Annotated in this window: 22 protein-coding genes; 7 read left to right on the top strand and 15 right to left on the bottom strand. The window is 63.5% G+C overall.

Features of this window, described 5'->3' with window-relative positions:
- Positions 1-124: 124 nt before the first annotated feature.
- Together QOU61_RS30770 and QOU61_RS30765 are read left to right on the top strand one after the other, a co-directional pair.
- On the top strand, positions 125-394 hold the full coding sequence (locus QOU61_RS30770) for a DUF2277 domain-containing protein (protein ID WP_289654956.1): 270 nt from the start codon (positions 125-127) through the stop codon (positions 392-394).
- A 74-nt stretch (positions 395-468) separates the two neighbouring features.
- Entirely contained in the window at positions 469-702 is a 234-nt protein-coding gene (locus tag QOU61_RS30765) for a hypothetical protein (protein ID WP_289654955.1), read from the top strand.
- Between the two features lie 84 nt (positions 703-786).
- Here the strand turns inward: QOU61_RS30765 and QOU61_RS30760 are convergent, their stop codons facing one another.
- Positions 787-1,287: a collagen-like protein gene (locus QOU61_RS30760; protein WP_289654954.1), complete on the bottom strand. Its 501-nt coding sequence runs from the start codon at positions 1,285-1,287 to the stop codon at positions 787-789.
- Between the two features lie 146 nt (positions 1,288-1,433).
- Between QOU61_RS30760 and QOU61_RS30755 the strand changes: the two genes are divergently transcribed.
- On the top strand, positions 1,434-1,709 hold the full coding sequence (locus QOU61_RS30755; RefSeq protein ID WP_289654953.1) for a hypothetical protein: 276 nt from the start codon (positions 1,434-1,436) through the stop codon (positions 1,707-1,709).
- On the opposite strand, the gene QOU61_RS30750 is transcribed toward QOU61_RS30755, so the two are convergent.
- The 3 genes from QOU61_RS30750 to QOU61_RS30740 form a co-directional block, all read right to left on the bottom strand.
- Positions 1,678-2,850 carry a cytochrome P450 gene (locus QOU61_RS30750; protein WP_289654952.1) on the bottom strand — a complete coding sequence of 391 codons (1,173 nt, stop codon included), beginning with the start codon at positions 2,848-2,850 and terminating at the stop codon, positions 1,678-1,680. The two genes, QOU61_RS30755 and QOU61_RS30750, sit on opposite strands and share 32 nt — an antisense overlap.
- Before the next feature lie 82 nt (positions 2,851-2,932).
- Entirely contained in the window at positions 2,933-3,448 is a 516-nt protein-coding gene (locus QOU61_RS30745) for a hypothetical protein (protein ID WP_289654951.1), read from the bottom strand.
- Between the two features lie 2 nt (positions 3,449-3,450).
- Entirely contained in the window at positions 3,451-4,218 is a 768-nt protein-coding gene (locus QOU61_RS30740; RefSeq protein WP_289654950.1) for an SDR family NAD(P)-dependent oxidoreductase, read from the bottom strand.
- Between the two features lie 152 nt (positions 4,219-4,370).
- Here QOU61_RS30740 and QOU61_RS30735 point away from each other — a divergent pair, with 152 nt between their 5' ends.
- On the top strand, positions 4,371-4,856 hold the full coding sequence (locus QOU61_RS30735; RefSeq protein WP_289654949.1) for a hypothetical protein: 486 nt from the start codon (positions 4,371-4,373) through the stop codon (positions 4,854-4,856).
- A 27-nt stretch (positions 4,857-4,883) separates the two neighbouring features.
- On the opposite strand, the gene QOU61_RS30730 is transcribed toward QOU61_RS30735, so the two are convergent.
- A complete protein-coding gene (locus QOU61_RS30730) occupies positions 4,884-5,573 on the bottom strand; it encodes a glutathione S-transferase C-terminal domain-containing protein (RefSeq protein WP_289654948.1) in 690 nt (229 codons plus the stop codon).
- A 95-nt stretch (positions 5,574-5,668) separates the two neighbouring features.
- The gene (locus QOU61_RS30725; protein WP_289654947.1) at positions 5,669-6,052 is read right to left on the bottom strand and encodes a RidA family protein; all 384 of its coding nucleotides are present in this window, start codon (positions 6,050-6,052) and stop codon (positions 5,669-5,671) included.
- A 214-nt stretch (positions 6,053-6,266) separates the two neighbouring features.
- Here QOU61_RS30725 and QOU61_RS30720 point away from each other — a divergent pair, with 214 nt between their 5' ends.
- Positions 6,267-6,722, top strand: a complete 456-nt coding sequence (locus QOU61_RS30720) for a lipid-binding SYLF domain-containing protein (protein WP_289654946.1) — start codon at positions 6,267-6,269, stop codon at positions 6,720-6,722.
- On the opposite strand, the gene QOU61_RS30715 is transcribed toward QOU61_RS30720, so the two are convergent.
- From QOU61_RS30715 to QOU61_RS30695, 5 genes are all read right to left on the bottom strand, one after another.
- Positions 6,709-7,242: a mismatch-specific DNA-glycosylase gene (locus QOU61_RS30715; RefSeq protein ID WP_289654945.1), complete on the bottom strand. Its 534-nt coding sequence runs from the start codon at positions 7,240-7,242 to the stop codon at positions 6,709-6,711. The two genes, QOU61_RS30720 and QOU61_RS30715, sit on opposite strands and share 14 nt — an antisense overlap.
- Positions 7,235-7,702, bottom strand: a complete 468-nt coding sequence (locus tag QOU61_RS30710) for a DUF6691 family protein (protein ID WP_289654944.1) — start codon at positions 7,700-7,702, stop codon at positions 7,235-7,237. Before QOU61_RS30710 ends, QOU61_RS30715 begins: the two co-directional genes overlap by 8 nt.
- A gap of 4 nt (positions 7,703-7,706) precedes the next feature.
- Positions 7,707-8,132, bottom strand: a complete 426-nt coding sequence (locus QOU61_RS30705) for a YeeE/YedE family protein (protein WP_289654943.1) — start codon at positions 8,130-8,132, stop codon at positions 7,707-7,709.
- Between the two features lie 752 nt (positions 8,133-8,884).
- Complete coding sequence (locus tag QOU61_RS30700; RefSeq protein ID WP_289654942.1) at positions 8,885-9,316, bottom strand: hypothetical protein; 432 nt, start codon at positions 9,314-9,316, stop codon at positions 8,885-8,887.
- Positions 9,309-10,391, bottom strand: coding sequence for an ImmA/IrrE family metallo-endopeptidase (locus QOU61_RS30695; protein WP_289654941.1), 1,083 nt, complete (start codon positions 10,389-10,391; stop codon positions 9,309-9,311). The genes QOU61_RS30700 and QOU61_RS30695 overlap by 8 nt, the downstream gene beginning before the upstream one ends.
- A gap of 110 nt (positions 10,392-10,501) precedes the next feature.
- On the opposite strand from QOU61_RS30695, the gene QOU61_RS30690 reads away from it, so the two are divergent.
- The gene (locus QOU61_RS30690; protein WP_289654940.1) at positions 10,502-10,996 is read left to right on the top strand and encodes a hypothetical protein; all 495 of its coding nucleotides are present in this window, start codon (positions 10,502-10,504) and stop codon (positions 10,994-10,996) included.
- A 450-nt stretch (positions 10,997-11,446) separates the two neighbouring features.
- Positions 11,447-11,761 carry an EthD family reductase gene (locus QOU61_RS30685; RefSeq protein WP_289654939.1) on the top strand — a complete coding sequence of 105 codons (315 nt, stop codon included), beginning with the start codon at positions 11,447-11,449 and terminating at the stop codon, positions 11,759-11,761.
- 79 nt (positions 11,762-11,840) lie between these two features.
- Here QOU61_RS30685 and QOU61_RS30680 read toward each other — a convergent pair whose 3' ends face one another.
- The 4 genes from QOU61_RS30680 to QOU61_RS30665 all read right to left on the bottom strand — a co-directional run bounded on the left by QOU61_RS30680 (position 11,841) and on the right by QOU61_RS30665 (position 16,189).
- The gene (locus QOU61_RS30680) at positions 11,841-12,236 is read right to left on the bottom strand and encodes a nuclear transport factor 2 family protein (RefSeq protein WP_289654938.1); all 396 of its coding nucleotides are present in this window, start codon (positions 12,234-12,236) and stop codon (positions 11,841-11,843) included.
- A 507-nt stretch (positions 12,237-12,743) separates the two neighbouring features.
- Entirely contained in the window at positions 12,744-14,642 is a 1,899-nt protein-coding gene (thiC, locus tag QOU61_RS30675) for a phosphomethylpyrimidine synthase ThiC (protein ID WP_289654937.1), read from the bottom strand.
- A gap of 169 nt (positions 14,643-14,811) precedes the next feature.
- Positions 14,812-15,420, bottom strand: coding sequence for a thiamine phosphate synthase (locus QOU61_RS30670; protein WP_289654936.1), 609 nt, complete (start codon positions 15,418-15,420; stop codon positions 14,812-14,814).
- Positions 15,407-16,189 (bottom strand): thiazole synthase, encoded by a 783-nt coding sequence (locus tag QOU61_RS30665; RefSeq protein ID WP_289654935.1) that lies wholly within the window; start codon positions 16,187-16,189, stop codon positions 15,407-15,409. Before QOU61_RS30665 ends, QOU61_RS30670 begins: the two co-directional genes overlap by 14 nt.
- Between the last annotated feature and the right edge of the window lie 204 nt (positions 16,190-16,393).

Genomic DNA, 16,393 nt, shown 5'->3' with positions numbered 1-16,393 from the left:
TGTTTTGAGGCGCCACGACCGGGCTGAAGGTCCGTCCATTCTATGACAGAATTGGCGGCAATGTAGAATTTTGCCGAGGCCGAACGTCCTTGAAGGGAGGGCTGGGGCCCCAGGGAGACTGAGAATGTGCCGCAATATCAAGACGCTGTTCAATTTCGAGCCGCCGGCGACCGAGGATGAAATCGAGGCCTCCGCGTTGCAATTCGTGCGCAAGCTTTCCGGCTTCAACAAGCCGTCGCAGGCCAACGAGGCGGCGTTCGAGCGCGCGGTGGAGGAGGTCGCCGAGGCGGCGCGGCGGCTTTTGACATCCCTGCATACCCATGCACCGGCACGCGACCGTGCGACCGAGGCCGAGAAGGCGAAGGAGCGCTCGCGGCTGCGCTTCGCAAGGTGAGGACTTCCCAGGCGTGACTTGGCGCACGGTGCGGTGAGATGGCAGCGCGCAACATGGCGTAATCATCTCGGCCTTTGGAGCTGCGCCATGAACAGGAATCCCGAAACTGCGCTGAAGTGGAACGCAATCGTTTTCGCGGTGCTATGGACTGGCTGGATGCTGTGGTGGAGCGATCGCTCGACCGCGCCAATGTCGCGATACTTTCGGTCTGCGGGATCGCCGTCGGCTATCTCTGGCATCGCCTGATGCGATGGCAGTTCCGCCGCACGCGGATGTTGCCTCCCGCCGGTCCAGACAGCGGCCGCTGAGACCTATATTTGCCAGTGGTCCTTTGATTCCAGCATTCGCAAACATGCCTCTCAAAACGGGATGCGAATGTTAGAATCGGACCACTAGTCGTCGCGCTCTTTCCTGCCCTTGTGCTTTTTCTTCTTTTTCTTCTTGTGGCCGTCGTCATCAGCCTCGTCATCGGGATCGATCGAGGCTTCCCGCACGGCCGCCTCGAGCGCCTGATGCTCGGCGGCCTCCTGCTCGCGCATGCGGCGGTGTTCTTCCCAGGCATCGAAGATCTGCGTCAGCCACGGGATGACCTGCTCGATCGAGGGAAGCTGGCCGGGTGGACCTGCTTCGCCGCGCGGCCCCGGCGCTCCTGCCGCGCCGGGCTCACCGCGCGGACCGGCTGGTCCCGGCTCGCCGCGCTTGCCCTGCGGCCCGGGCTTGCCTTGCGTCCCCGCCTTGCCCTGTGGCCCCGGCTTGCCCCGCGCGCCATCCGGACCGCGCCGCCCGGGATGCCCCTGTGGTCCTGGCCGTCCCGGCTCGCCCTGGCGTCCGCGCGGGCCCTGCGGCCCCGGTGAACCCGGCGATCCTCGCCGGCTCGTCGTTTCGTCGGCCAATGGCGCGCTCCCGCGGTGATCGTGGTCGATCATTTCTTAGCAGAGGTCCAACGCAGCCAGCAATTGCACGACGCCTTTGATCAACATCAATCACCACGCGCGACGGCCGTGTCATGCTCGACGTGAGATCACTGCTGGAGTGTTCGATGATCGAAGGTATGAAGCTCTTCTTGCTTTCGCTCGCGGGCCTTGCGGCCGCGTTCGCCGCGGAACGCCTGTTCGTGCCCGACATCGTGCCGATCGCCTTTGCGGAAGAGCCGCAGGCGGTGTGGGCGGTTCAAGCCGCCTTCGTGCTGCGCGCGATCGAGCTGATGATGTCAGGCGCCGCGACGATGGCGTTCGCCGTGATGTTCGACAACTGGGCGCGGCATCGTTTCGCGTCCCGCTTGACTAGTTCACGTCCCACGCAACGGGCAGGTTGAGCAGGCCGCGAAACGCCCAGCCGCCGATCCGCACCGGCTCGCGCGTATCGAGCCGCAAATTCTTCAGCCGCGCGAAGATCGCGGGGAGCGCCACGTCGGCGACCATCGCGCGCGAGGCGAAGGCGCCGGCGCAGTAATGTGGGCCGGCGCCGAACGCGATGCTCTTGGAAGTGTCGCGCATGATGTCGAAGCGGTCGGGATGCTCGAAACAGGCTTCGTCGCGATTGGCCGAGCCGTACATCAGGAACACGCGGTCCTCGGGCTCGAAATCGACGCCGCGATAGTTGCAGGGTTTTGCGACGCGGCGCGGCGACATGCCGATCGGCGCGATCCAACGCGCATATTCCTCGAACACGTCGATCCATTTCGCCTTCCCCTCGCGCACCAGCGCAAGCTGTGCGGGATGGGTCAATAGCGCCCAGATCGAGCCGGAGATCGCATCGCGCGGCTCGTTCTGGCCGCCCGAGATCGCAAGCTTGACGTTGGCGCGCACGCTTTCCATCGGCTGGCCTGCGGCGACGAGCACGCTCAGGATCGAGGCGTTGGGCTGTTTCGTCACGACCGGCAGCATGTCGTCGATCGCCGCATCGATGCCCGCGGTCGCGGCATGGCAGCGCGCCTCGACCTGCTTGTCGCCGGCATAATTGGCGATGCCGTCGATCATCGCCTGCGACCACGCATCCATCTCCTGGTAACGGATGTTGGTCAGCCCCGTGATGTCCTTGAGGCATTCGCCGGAGAGCGGCAGTGCGAATTCTTTGACGAGGTCCGCCTGTCCTTTCGGCGCGAGCTCATCGAGGATGCGTTCGGCATGCGCCTTGAACTTGGCGAGCCAGGCTTCGCGCACCGCGCGCGGCGAAACCGCCGGGAACATCTGCGTGCGCTCGCTCATGTGCGCGTCGCCGTCCTTGCGCATCATGTTGTGGCCCATCATGCGGTTCATCAGCCCCTGCGGCTGGTGCGATGAGAACACGTCGATGCGCTTCTCCTGGCTGAAGATGTCGTCGCGGCGGGTGAAGATGGTGGAGCCGAGCTGCGGCACATACGCGATCGGCGCTTCCTTCCGCATCCTGGCGAGATCGGGATAGGGGTCGGCCCAGAAGGCGGCGACGTCGATCGGATAATGGGGCGCGTTGGACATGGCGTTTCCTGCCTGATCTTGCTTTGCCGCCAGCGTGGCGAAGCAGGGCTCTGCTGTCAAATGCCGCGCGGCCGCGACGGCTCTAGAACTTGCATTCGTCGAGCGCCTTGTGCCAGTCGCTGGTCACATCGACCGGAGGTATCCGGTAGCTGTGCCCCTCGGCCGAGATCGTGATCGGTCCGCGCGAATCCAGCATATTGAGCACGCGCGCCTTGGTCGCATTCCACTTCCGGCCGAACACACGGGGATCGGAATGGACGTAGCCGAGATAGGCCTGCCCGAAATCGGTGCCCTTGAAGACTTCCGGATCCTCGAAGTCGCCGTTGAAGGTCATGCGGCCGCGCGCCGTCGAGATCGCGATGTCGGCATCGCCTTCCTGCTTTGCTGTCGCCGGATATTTGACGTGAATGGCAAAGCCGCGGCCGCAGCCGACATAGAAGACGGTCTTGCCGCCTTCGCTGTAGGTCAGCACGTTGCCGTCGTTGGAGACATATTCGTGTCTCCAGGTGCCGGCGCAGGCAGGGGAGGCGAGCGCCGCCGACGCGACGATCGCCGCAAGGAGTAACCGCGTCGCCCGCAATGACGAGGCGACGGTCATCGCTACACCGCCCGGTAGCCGCCATCGACCATCACGATCGATCCGGTGACATAGGCCGAGAGGTCGGAGGCGAGGAAGACCGCCGGTCCCACGATGTCCTCCGCCTGGCCGGGCCGGCCGAGCGGGGTGTGGGTCATGAAGGTTTTCACCAGGTCCGGGTTGTTGGCGCGCGCATTCGCGTTCAGCGGCGTCTCGATGAAGCCCGGCCCGATCGCGTTGACGCGCACGCCCTCCTTGCCGAGCTCGGCGGCGAGCGCGCGGGTAAGGCCGAGCACGCCGTGCTTGGACGCCGTATAGGCGGGCGAGCTTGGCGTGCGCAGATGCACGAAGGACTGGATCGAGCCGATATTGACGATCCGCCCTGTCGTTGCGCGCAGCGCCGGCAGGAACGCATGCGTCACATTGAACACGCCGGTCAGATTGACCGCGATCACGTCCTCCCAGTCCTTGATCACGGCTTCGTCCGCGCCCAGCATGCCGTTGCGCCGAACGATGCCGGCATTGTTGACCAGCACCGAGACCTGTCCGACCGTATCGGCGATCCGTTTTGCCAGCGCGACGCAATCGCTGCGCCTGGTCACGTCGAGCGGAAAGCTTTCCGCTTTGCCGCCGGCCGTTCGGATTTCGTCGGCGACGGCGGCCGCCGCCCCTTCGTTGATGTCGAGCACGACGACGCGCGCGTCTTCCTTTGCGTAGCCGGTTGCGATCGCGCGTCCGATGCCGGAACCGGCGCCGGTGACGACTGCGATGTGGCCTTCGAGAAGCGGCATGGCGTTTCCTTTACCCTTCGTTGGTCTTTGCGAGAACTCGAGACAAATATTAGCCGAATCCGAGCGATCCGGAACACCGGGCTCGCTTCGCTGCGTTGCGGTCTTTCGGTTTCGATACGATTTTTTCACCCTGCTGGAGCAGAATCGGCCTCATGGAAAGGTGCCTGAGCGCATGGCAGCACAGTGTGGACCGGCTCTGGTCGAGCGCCGAGATCGACTGGATCGCGGCCGCGCGGCTGGCCACCGCGATCGCGGAGGTAAGCGAGGACAAGACGCTCGGCCAGGCCGCGTCGCAGGCGCTGCCGATCCTGCACAGCGCGGCGATCCGCGGCGCTGACCGCGCCACCCGGGAAGCGGCGCGGCGCCGGCTCGGCGTCATCCGCGATGCGCTGCATGCGCTGACCGCACCGCGCTTCGGCCAGCGCTGCGCGACGCCGAAGCAGCTGACCACGGAAGAGCGTTACCGGCAGATGCTCGGGCTGCCGCTCGATTGCCGCCTCAGCGCGCCGGAAATCCATCAGGCCTTCAAGCGCGCGGCCAAGGCCGTGCATCCGGATATGGGCGGCGACACCCAGGCCTTTCTCGAGCTCTCCGCGGCGCGCGATGCGTTGATGAAGCACGGCATCCGCTATCGCTAGCGCGCCTCGACCTGGACACACTGCGCCTCAGCTCACCGCTTCGTGGATGCTTCGGCAGTGCCGCACGATGTTGTCGTGCGCGACCACGAACTGCTTCAGCGGCGTGTCGATCTCGTAGAAATAGATGTTGGCGATGAAGCCATAGATGCCGGCATCGATGCTGCCGGGCGTCGCGCCATGCACATAGCCGCGCGCCGGGATCAGCGTCGCCAGCGCATTGAGGTCGGCGAGCCCGCGCGCCATCGCCGCATCGGCATCGTAGCGGCCGATCCCCTGGTAGTAATAGCGCTGCGCGTTGAACTCCTTTGCTTTCGCAAGACCCTCTTCCGTCAGGGCGTGATGCTCGCGCATCAGCGCATCGCGGAACAGCGGCCAGTAGCGTTCGTCCTTCCAGCGCGAATACGACATCACCCAGTAGAGGTCGTCGAGCATGCGCGTGATCAGGAGGTTTTGCGCGCGCTGGCCTTGCGAAAGCCCGCCGTCGATGGTCACCCGGTATTTTTCGGTGACATAGGCCAAAATGCTCTCGCTGTCGCCGACGGTGTCGTCGCCGTCGACGATATAGGGCAGTTGCCCGCGCGGCGCCTTCGAGGCGTCGAAGATATGCTCGTGGCGGAACGGCACGCCGGCAAGTTTGAGGAAGGCAAACACCTTCAACCCGTAGCCGTTGTTGTCGGCGACGCCGAACAGGGTGGGATAGGAGTAAAGCGTAAGCATCCGGGCGCTCCCGTGCCGGGCGGCGAAAAAGGCCGATGAAGCTTCGCGTCCGGCCCCTGACAGCGCTAGCCGTAAAACGCCGTCAGTCGGTGCGATCAGCGCTTGAGCGATGCCACCGCCTCGATCTCGATCAGCATTTTCGGATTGGGCAGCGACTGCACCACGCAGGTGGTGCGCGCCGGATAGGGCGGCGGGCCAAAGGCGCTGGCATAGAGCGCATTCATCGGCGCGACGTCGGAAGGCCGCGTCAGCAGCACGTTGACCTTGGCGAGGTCGCGGAAGGTCGCGCCGGCCTCCGTCAGCACGCGCGTGATGTTCTTCACGACGTTGTTGAACTGCGGCTCGAAGCCGTCGGGCAGCTCGCCCTTTTCGTCGAAGCCGGGGATGCCCGAGATGAACAGGAGATCCCCGACGCGGGTCGCAAACGACAGCGGCGGCGCCTTGATGTGGGACGGGGCGGGGTAGTGCTGGATTGCCATGGTTGCACCATTTCGATGGTCGGGATCGCGGCTCAGCGTAGTGGCCTGACGGGCGCGCGCAAGGGTGGATGTGGGCTTCGCATATCGGGGATGCTCCCGGGGGCTGCGCTGCGTCCGCGCGTCTTCGCCGATTCCTTACGCCCGGGGCATCGGCTAGATTCGGCGCGCGCCTGATTCGTCTGTCCTGCTGACCGAATAGTCCCGGAGACTGCCCATGACGCTCTCTTCCTTCGCCCGCGCCGCGCTGGTCGCGCTGATCGTTTCCCTGGTCGCTCCCCTTGTCGCTTCCCCTGGCCTCACCGCCGCCCGCGCGGACGAGGGAACCATCTCGCTCACGATCTACAAGGCCGGGTGGATCATCGGCGGCTCCGGCGGCACCGGCGTGCTGTATTTCCGTGGCCGCGCTTACGCGCTCTCCACCGGCGGGCTCGATTATGGCCTGGTGTTCGGCGGCTCGAAGACGGTGCTGCGCGGGCGCGTCAGCAACATCTATCGTCCCTCCGATGTCGCCGGCGTCTATGGCGCGGCCGGCGCCGGGCTCGCGGTCGGCTCGGGCGCGCGGGCGATCGTGCTCACCAACCAGAAGGGCGCGGTGCTGGAGCTCTCCGGCCGCCAGGTCGGGCTGATGGCGAATGCGGATCTCTCCGGCCTTGCGATCACGATGAGGTAGATCGTATCCACGCGGCGAGCTCCTGCCACGGCTGCACCGTCCAGCTCCCCGAAGCAGCGCCTGACGGCGACGGCAGCACGAACACGTCAGGAAAATCCGCCTGCCGCGGCTGCCGGCCGAGCGCGATCGCCGTGGTGGGCCGGCGGTAGAAAAGGCTTGCGGCCTTCTTGCTGGTGAAGGCGATGGTGCGCGGTCGATATTGTCTGATCTTGGCCGTGAAGGCCGCAATGTCGATCGACGCGGCGTCGATCTCGTGATCCATCCCGGCGCCGGTCTTGGAGAGATCGGTGAAGCCGATGCCGAGCGGCAGCAGCGCGGCGAACTCGCCCGGTTCGTACTGGCGAGCGGTGATGCCGACCGCGTGGAGCGTGCGCCAGAACCGGTTTCCCGGATGGGCATAGTAGTGCCCGAGCGCCGCTGAGCGTGTGCTTGCCGCGGTGCCGACGAAGACCAGCCGAAGATCGTGCGCAAGCTGGTCGGGAAGCCGGTCGGCCGACGGTGCAACAGGCGAACTATCCATCAGCGCGCGAAGAGGCTTGCGCGCTGCCGGCGGGCTGCCGCGTCGCGCCGAGCGTGCGATAGCGCTCATGGAACAGCATGCCGATCGCCATCGCGACGACGAAGACCAGGATCGGCCGGCTCAACCCTGCGAGATTGACCAGCGCCGGTCCCGGGCAGAGGCCGACGAGGCCCCAGCCGATGCCGAACAGGATCGCGCCCGCAGCCAGCGGCGCGTCGATGTCGGTGCGCGTCGGCCAGCGATACGCCGATGCCAGCACCGGCCCGCCGCGGCGGCGGGCGAGCGCGAACCCGGCCGCCGAGACCGCGACGGCGCCGGCCATCACGAAGGCGAGCGTCGCGTCCCAGGCGCCGAACACGTCGAGAAAGCCGAGCACCTTTTCCGGCTGCGTCATGCCGGAGATCAGCAGTCCGGCGCCGAACACCAGGCCGCAGAGAAAGGAGGCGATCATGACCGGCATCGCATCAGCCTCCGATCGCGTGGCGCATCACCGCGACGGTGATGATGGCGGTGCCCATGAAGATCATCGTCGCCACGATCGAGCGGGTCGAGAGCCGCGCGAAGCCGCAGACGCCGTGGCCCGACGTGCAGCCATTGCCCAGCCGGCTGCCGAAGCCGACCAAAAGGCCCGCGGCCGCCACCAGGATGATGTTGCCGTTGATCGCCGGTCTCGGCAGCGGCGCGCCGGCCAGCGCGGCCAGAAGCGGCGCGGCGATCAGGCCGGCGACAAAGGCGAGCCGCCAGTCGCGGTTCGAGGGCGCGAGCGACACCAGGGAGCCGAAGATGCCGCTGATCCCGGCCATCCGGCCGGTGAGCAGCATCAGGCTTGCCGCGGCAAGCCCGATCAGCGCGCCGCCCAGCAGTCCCGACCAGGGGGTGAGGTTGTGCATCAGTGCGTGTCTCCGTGTGAGCGTTGCCCCGCAATCGTCTCCCGCAGGTCAGGACAAAATGGGAGGCGCCTCCGAGCGATTGCTGATTTGATTATCAAGCTGCCAATTTGCAATGTCATCGCCCGGCTTGACCGGGCGATCCAGTATTCCAGGGACCCTCGCTTGAACCGAGAATCCGCGGCGTACTGGATCCCCCGCTTTCGCGGAGGATGACGGTTGGGAGGTACGACGCAGCATTCCCGCGGCAGGAGATGCCCGGGCTTTGCATCGTTCCACCCTCCCCTGGGAAGCAGAGGGCGCAGGGAAAGCCGGGTGCCGGTTGCACCCGCAGCCTCGTGCGCAAATGGAAAAAGCACACGAGTTCGTCACCACAGGCTCAACCGAACAATCCGGCTTTCCCTGCGCGATGGTTTTACGGTTTCCTTCGTGCTCTCCCCGGTGACCGGGCTTTCTTGCCACCGTTGCCCGCGGGACATTCGTCCGCGAACGTGACGCCAGCGTCGGGGCGTCAGGACCACACGACTTCGCCGTCCGCAAGTTGCGCGCTCGTCTGGCGCGCCGCTCACGTCCACCGCATCCCACCGCAACGTTCGTGACGATCGCGACCCGCCCCTCTATGTGCGGTGAGACGCGCGGAGTCGTAAGGGTGATTTGCCCGACGTGTTAAGCGGAAAATTTTTTGCCTGAGGGCTGGACAGCCGGATTTCGGGAGCGAAGGTGTTTTGCCCGTCGGGCAGAGTTTTGGGAGTTAGCTAGTTGGTCTCGTTAACCCAGCCGGCGAGGTCAAGGACAGGGCAATCCATACCATCATACGCGCTGACATTGTTGGCAGATGTGAGCACCTTATAACCCTTGTTCAACGCGATCGATGCAGTGTGTAGTTCGACATGATTGTCATAGGCGCCTCGTGAAAACCCCAAATTCAGCTCTTCGGTGATCCGCGCGGCTCGTACCTCTACATGGGGTGTCAACTGAAGTCGCTTGCTGACATGCGGAGCGAGTTCTTTAGCCTCGTCCTCGTAAAGGTCCTTAAATTCTTGCCAAGCCCAACTCGGCACGCCAATTGTGCCGTTGTCCAAGCTGGCGATCAGCGTTGCCTTCAGATTGCCCGATGCAGTCGCTAACTCGTGAAGGCCACTTGTATCGATAACACACGAGCAGTCGGACTCAGGCTTATTAGCCATCATCAAGCTCCAGATTTCGGAGCTCGTTCGTTGAGAGGGAGTTTACGTATTCGAAGTATGACCTTTGGTATTTCGGCTTCAACCCGGAGGCACGATAGAGGTCAATTTCGCTAATCAGTCCCTGATCTAGAAATCGCTTGAACTCTCTTGCGAATGTGAAGCCATATTTTGCGAGCTTTACCTTTTCCTGAGCTGGCGGTTGTTTGCCGCCGCCTCCCTTCTCGGAATAGTCAGGATTGTCGTTATGAACCAACGAAAGCCACTTATTGTGGCTTCCGATCTGATAAATCTTAAGCTGCTCAAGACGCAGGACAGTTGCTTCCTGACTTAGCTTGAGCTTGCGGGCAGCCCATCTCACATCATCTAAGTCGGGGTCTCGTGTAACCGACGTGCCGAGTAAGCTCGATGCATAAATCTGTGGAACGAGAAAGCTGCCTGCAAATCGGTTGCAGCGGCGTTCGATCGCGTTTTTTCTGACAAACGGGTCCGAAATGCCGGTCTGCCCCATGAGGATGTGCGCAAGCTCGTGCGCAAGCGTGAAAAGTCGGCGGGCGCGCGTTTGCTGCTTAGTATTTATTAGGACGAGTGGATGCGTATCGTGCGCTAGGCAGAACCCGCTTCCATCCTCGCGCGGAAATGAATCCTGGAGAACAAGAATGCCCTTCTCTTCGACTTTCCGCCGAACCAAGACGTAGAACGTCCGCGCGTCTGTCGCCTCTCGCTGATCCTCGAGTGTGATTGAGAAGTACGCCCGAGCTTTGAGGGCAAAGCGATCGATTTCCTCATCGCTGATGGCCGTAAATTTGGGAAGATCAGCTGCGGCGCGAGCTTCAAATTGAATTGTCGCCCTCTGAATGCCTTCCGCAAGCTTGATGGCCTCAATCGTCTCTCGGGACTTTGGGCCGGGCTCTGGAACGAGGGACCGAAAATCCGGAATAGCCTCGTCAAGAGCGGGCAGGCGCTGCATGTAAAACGCAAATGGTGGTAACACCAACTCACGGGCAACAGACCGAAGTAGGTCGGGCTTCGGCTCCGGATCGCGCCGCAGTTCTCGAGCCAGGGCGGAAGGGTCCATACCGAGCCGCTCTGAGAGCTTAGCAGGAGTCAACTGCCGGGCTCGAAGAGCCTCTTGGAGAATGTTGGGGTTATATGCCACGAATCGAATGTTACCGGAGGGGCTAGCACGTGAAATATGGCGACCTTTCGAGCATTGTGCAACTAGGGGTTGGTTTGCACGTGGGAACCGCCGTTCTCCAACTATATGGAGAACTCGGCATCGCTCCCCTTGAGCGGCGTATCTCTCGTATCAGAAGGCTATTCCGACTACCGGACGAAGCAGAACGCCCGTCGCGCGAACTTGAAGAGGAACTGAACTGGGTTGAAAGCAGATACGAACTCTTCAAGATCGAATTCTTTCGTGAGTATCGTTGGTGCGTCGCACTTAACTCTGCTGTAGCGTTCTTGTTGGCAGTGCTCTTGATCGTGATCGCTTTGAAAGCTGATGATCAAATATTGGGTGGATACGAATTCTTTGCCGTTTTCGCCATAGCGGCATCCTTCCTGCCGGCTCCGGTTATCCTTGGTTCTCTGTGGGTCGATGCGCGACGACGAGTGAAAAAGCTGAAGTCCAAAGCTGAAGCTATTGAGAAGCGTGCGCTCGATGAAGCGGCCTCCGTTTGACCGAACGGAATGCAAATATGCGAAAGGCCGGGCCCTCGCCCGGTCTTTTATTTTGCGTGGATGCCCCGGGTGGTCTTGTGCGAAGATGCGCTTCGCGCTTATGCCCAAACGCAGAACGCGGTGAACGAGCCGCCCTTAAGCAGGCCACCCCATCGTTCATCGGGTTTCGTGATTTGCGCGTCACGCACCACTTGGTCTGGCGCGCGGCGATATGTTCGGCGAGGAACTGGCGATAATTAGTCCGCACCCCGGAGGCTGGGGCAGGCGGGCCCAATGCCAAGGCTGACCGTGATGCCGAAAAAGAGCGAAGCGAGGACGAACATGACCGTTCGCATGACTTCCAATCTCGTTGTAGGGTGAGTTGAGCGTTAGCGACACCCGCCAGCTCATTGTCCGAGCAACGCCTCACCTGTCCATGGTTCAACGGTGAGTTAAAACAGGGAAAACGCCATGATCAAAGTAAGCGTCATGTATCCGAACAACGCTGGAGCGCGCTTCGACCACGACTATTACCGGGACAAGCATATGCCGCTCGTCAAGACCCGGATGGGGGATGCCTGCAAATCCTACACCGTGGACAAGGGCCTTGCGGGCGGGGCGCCCGGTGCTCCCGCGGCATACGTCGCGATGTGCCACATCTTCTGCGACTCGGTCGAGGCGTTTCAGGCCGGTTTCGGACCGCATGCGAACGAGATCATGGGAGACATCAAGAACTACACCGACCTGGCTCCGGTCATCCAGATCAGTGAAGTCGTTGTGGGCTGACGTTCGCGACCGGGCGTTCGCCGAACGCCAGCCGTTGCAATCTGCATCAGCGCCGATCCGGGTTCTCCCCGGCGGTGCTTCAGGATGACGTGGTTGCGTCCACCAGCTCGACAAGATGCGCCCGCGAGGGTGCAGGCTCAAACCGGTCGGCGAAATACTGCGTTTCGTTGGCCACCAGTCCGTCGCGGAATTCCATGATGCTCACCGTGTAGGATGGTACGCCGTCATAGGAAAGTACGAACTCGGTGACCCAGAGATCGCCGCTGCCGATAATGCGCCGGACCGTAAAGCGCTTCTTGTTGGGCTGGACCGTTCGGCTCTCCTGAATGTTGTGCCGGCCGCGAATCCGCTCGCCCGATTGCGGATACTCAAGCACGGCATCGTCGCGGTAGATGTCATGCTCGGCCTTGAAATCGCTCGCGTCCGAAGCCTTCCAATGGCGCTCCAGCGCCGCCCGCACGGTTCGATCATCCATCGCAAACTCCTGCCTGTGCCTCCAGCCGTCATTTCGGGATCACTGAATTCAATGTGCTGTACGTCAGTCTGAAACGTGCGGCACCATTGCCGATCGCACCGGTCGTGTGTCGCCTCACGATGCGGGCGATTGCGGCCTACGTTTAACCATACGCCTGTAAGGCCCCACCAACAATGTGCAGATTCCGTCTGCCAGCGGGGCGCTGCCAAAGTGCGTAACGCGCCGCCGCATCCTTGAGGCGGCGTAGTGTTGTAGGGTGGGTTAGCCCAACGGGTCCGCGCAAAGCGCGACCCGATGACAGGCTCCGGCGTAACCCACCAGCTATGTCGTCGGTCGTCATGATCATGATGGGCGGGTTACGCTGCGCTAACCCACCCTACGGGCGACCCAACAAAAAGCCGGGCTCTCGCCCGGCCTTTTCATTTTCTGATGGATGTCCGGGTGGCCTCGCGCAAAGACGCGCTTTGCGCTTTTGGCCCGGGCATGACGAGCGGAGAGGGCGCCTGCTCACAACGCCTTGTTGCTCTCCTTCACCTTGTCCGCGTCGAGATAGACGTTAGAGCCCATCTCCTTGAACTTGGCGCTCATCTGCTTCATGCCGTCCTCGATCGTGCCCGAGATCGACATGCCGACCGCGGATGGATCATTCAGGGTCGCCGCATAGTCGCGCACGTCCTGCGTGATCTTCATCGAGCAGAATTTCGGACCGCACATCGAGCAGAAATGCGCCACCTTGTGCGCTTCCTTCGGCAGCGTCTCGTCGTGGAAGGCGCGCGCGGTCTCCGGATCGAGGCCGAGGTTGAACTGGTCCTCCCAGCGGAAATCGAAGCGCGCCCTCGAGAGAGCGTCATCGCGAAGCTGCGCCGCGGGATGTCCCTTGGCAAGATCAGCCGCGTGCGCCGCGATCTTGTAGGTGATGACGCCCACCTTGACGTCGTTACGATCAGGGAGCCCGAGATGCTCCTTCGGCGTGACGTAGCAGAGCATGGCGCAGCCGAACCAGCCGATCATCGCCGCGCCAATGCCCGAGGTGATGTGGTCATAGCCCGGCGCGATGTCGGTGGTCAGCGGCCCCAGCGTGTAGAACGGCGCCTCGCCGCACTCCTTGAGCTGCTTGTCCATGTTGATCTTGATCTTGTGCATCGGCACATGGCCGGGCCCCTCGATCATGACCTGGCAGCCCTTGTCCCACGCGATTTTTGTCAACTCGCCGAGCGTCTCGAGCTCGGCGAACTGCGCGCGATCGTTGGCGTCGGCGATCGAGCCCGGACGCAGGCCGTCGCCGAGCGAGAACGAGACGTCATATTTGCGCATCAGATCGCAGATCTCGTCGAAATGCGTGTAGAGGAAGCTCTCCTTGTGATGCGCCAGGCACCACTTCGCCATGATCGAGCCCCCGCGCGAGACAATACCGGTGACGCGGTTGGCGGTGAGGTGGATGTAGGGCAGGCGCACGCCGGCATGGATGGTGAAATAGTCGACGCCCTGCTCGCACTGCTCGATCAGGGTGTCCTTGTACAATTCCCAGGTCAGCTTGACCGGGTCGCCGTCGCACTTCTCCAGCGCCTGGTAGATCGGTACGGTGCCGATCGGCACCGGCGCGTTGCGCAAAATCCATTCGCGCGTCGTGTGGATGTTGCGGCCGGTGGAGAGGTCCATCACGGTGTCGGCGCCCCAGCGGATCGCCCACACCATCTTGTCGACTTCCTCCTCGACCGACGAGGTCACCGCCGAGTTGCCGATATTGGCGTTGATCTTGGTGAGGAAGTTGCGGCCGATGATCATCGGCTCGAGTTCGGCATGGTTGATGTTGGAGGGGATGATGGCCCGTCCGCGTGCGATCTCGCTGCGGACGAATTCCGGGGTGATGAAGGCGGGGACCTCCGCGCCAAAGCTCTCGCCGTCCGCAAGGGCGGCCTCCGCGCGTTCGACCTGTGCTTTACGCCCAAGATTCTCGCGCTCGGCGACATAGATCATCTCCTTGGTGATGATGCCGGCGCGGGCAAACTCAAGCTGCGTGATCTTGTGGCCGTCGAGCCCGCGCAGCGGCTTGTGGTGCGCGGTGAAGGCCTTTGCGGCGTGCGTCGCGCCGACATTGCCGTTGTCCTCCGGCCTGATGGTGCGGCCCTCATATTCCTCGACGCCGCCACGTTCGAGCACCCAGGCCCGGCGGTTGCGGGCGAGACCCGCGTTGACGTCGATGGTGACGGTGGGGTCGGTATAGGGGCCCGAGGTGTCGTAGACCGGCAGGTTCGGTTCACCAGCGCCTTCGGACAGGATGATCTCGCGGAGGGGTACGCGAATGTCAGGCGCTCCTTCCGGCGTCGCAAAGATCTTGCGCGAGGCGGGCAGCGATCCCGTGGTGACGGCCGGCACAGTCTTTTTCGGGTTGGAGCGGATGTTCATGCGATCCTCCTTGTTTGGTGCGTCGTTCCGGACAGGCCGCGCAGCGGGCTGATCCGGAACCTCGAGGTTATTGAGCGAGATTCCGGGTTCGCGCTTTTCGGCGCAAAATTGGCGCATTGCGCCAATTTTGTCGCTGCGCGCCCCGGAATGACGCCGGCGGATAAATGCATCACGCGGCCTCCGCGCTCTCGCCCAGCCACTGCCGCACCCGCGCATCGGGGTCGGCATTCTGGGTGACATCGGAAACGACAGCGATGGAATCGGCGCCGGCGGCAAAGATTTCCGCCGCCTGCTCGAACTTGATGCCGCCGATCGCAACCAGCGGAATTTGGCCGACACGCTGCTTCCACTCGCTGATCTTCGCAATGCCTTGCGGCGCGAAGCGCATCGACTTCAGCGTGGTCGGGAAGATCGGACCGAGCGCGACATAATCGGGCTTGGCGGCAAGCGCGGTTGCAAGCTCCGCGTCGTCATGGGTCGAGATGCCGAGCGTGAGCTTCGCTTTGCGGACTTCCGCGAGATCGGCGTCGGCAAGGTCTTCCTGGCCGAGATGCAGATGCTCCGCGCCGGCCACGATCGCCGCGCGCCAGTAGTCGTTGACCACGAGCTTCGTCGGCGTGCCCCTGGTCAGGCTAAGCGCGTCCGAGACGATTTGCAGCGCCTCGGCGTCGTTGAGGTTCTTGGCGCGCAGCTGGATGGTGCCGACGCCAAGCTTCGCCAGGCGCGCGACCCAGGCGACGCTGTCGACGACGGGGTAGAAACGATCAGGATACGGCATGCCAGAACGGGGTCCCAACGACAGGGGTTGACGGGGAGGCGAAATCGCGGGCTTCCATCAGCCCGGCCTCATGGGCGGTGCGGCCGGCCTCGACGCCGAGGCGGAATGCGTTCGCCATCGCGACGGGATCGGCGGCCTTTGCGATCGCGGTGTTGAGCAGCACGGCGTCATAGCCGAGTTCGAGCGCCTCCGCGGCGTGCGAGGGCGCGCCAAGGCCGGCATCGACCACCAGTGTCACGTCGGAGAGGCGGTCGCGCAACAGCTTTAGCGCGTCGCGGTTGATGATGCCCTTTGCGCTGCCGATTGGAGCTGCCCAGGGCATCACCACCTTGCAGCCGGCGTCCACCAGCCGCGTTGCCACCGACAGATCTTCCGTGCAGTAGGGGAACACCTCAAAGCCGTCCTTGATCAGGATGGTGGCGGCCTCGACCAGGCCGACCACGTCGGGCTGCAGCGTGTCGTTGTCGGCGATCACCTCCAGCTTGATCCAACTCGTGCCGAACAGCTCGCGCGCCAGCTTCGCGGTGGTCACCGCCTCGCGGACGCTGCGGCAGCCGGCGGTGTTCGGCAGCACCGTGACGCCGAGCTCGCGGATCAGCGACCAGAAGGCGTCACCGGTCTTGCCGCCGGCGGCCTCGCGCCGCAGCGACACCGTGACGATCTCTGCGCCTGAGCTGCGGATCGCCGCCTGCATGATCGCGGGCGAGGGATAGAGCGCGCTGCCGATCAGGAGGCGGGAGGAAAAGCTCTTGCCGTAGAAGTTCAGCATCAATGTCTCCGCATGTTGCGGTCTGCCCCCTCGCCCCGCTTGCGGGGGCGAGACGAGCGAAGCTCGCTCTGGGAGGGTTGGGGTGAGGGGGGCTTTCCGCGAGGGCGGTGAGAGTGGGAGGCGTGGAGAGTCCCCCTCACCCGGACCGCATCTTGCGATGCGATCCGACCTCTCCCCGCAAGCGGGGCGAGGTGAAGGGAGTGT

It is taken from the genome of Bradyrhizobium sp. NP1 (genome assembly GCF_030378205.1).
GTDB lineage: Bacteria > Pseudomonadota > Alphaproteobacteria > Rhizobiales > Xanthobacteraceae > Bradyrhizobium.
This window is presented reverse-complemented; position numbering and strand designations above follow the sequence as displayed.